Raw genomic sequence first — 692 nt, 5'->3', positions numbered from 1 at the left:
ACAATCCCGGTGAGCGTCACGCCGGTGAAGTCGAGGCTCTCGCCCACAGGCCCCAGGTCAGAGCCGCGGATCACCACGCCGGCAAAGCCGTTCGCGCTGATCGCCTCCACGCCCGACACCGAGCGCAGGCCGATGATGGTGTTGTCCGCCGTGGCCTGGATCGTGTCCGTGCCTGCTCCGCCATCCACTGCGTCAAAGCCGGTTGAGGCCCCAGAGTAGATGAAGGTGTCGTCCCCGCCTCCGGCCGCGAGGATGTCGCCGCCCGCAGCGCCATGGAGAGTGTCGTTTCCGAGGCCTCCACTGAGAATGTTGTTGCCTGCGTTTCCATTAATCTGGTTGTCGAGTTCGTTCCCGGTGCCGTTGATGTTGCCCGTTCCGGTCAGAAAAAGGCGCTCCACATTGGCGGTGAGCGTGTAGTTTGCCGCTGAACTCATGACCCAATCGTCACCCTCACCGGCTTTTTCCGTCACACGATCGCCTGCCTGATCCACCTGGTAGGCATCGTCGCCTTGGCCGCCCCGCAGATCGTCCGCCCCGGCACCCCCATCAAGTATGTCGTTACCACGCATTCCATGGAGGCGATTTGCCACGTGATTGCCCACAATTCGATCATGCCCATCCCCTGCTATCGCATTCTCAATCAGGGTGTCAGCGGCTATTACGAGCGTGCGACCAGCAATTTGGCTGGTCTC

At 61.7% G+C, this 692-nt stretch carries 1 protein-coding gene; it reads right to left on the bottom strand.

Going from position 1 to position 692, the window contains the following annotated elements:
* Positions 1-629: calcium-binding protein (locus JKG68_RS32790; protein ID WP_376773258.1), on the bottom strand; the 629-nt coding region annotated here is incomplete at its 3' end.
* Between the last annotated feature and the right edge of the window lie 63 nt (positions 630-692).

Origin of the sequence: Microvirga aerilata (assembly GCF_016743775.1) — a bacterium.
GTDB classification, from domain to species: domain Bacteria; phylum Pseudomonadota; class Alphaproteobacteria; order Rhizobiales; family Beijerinckiaceae; genus Microvirga; species Microvirga aerilata.
This window is presented reverse-complemented; position numbering and strand designations above follow the sequence as displayed.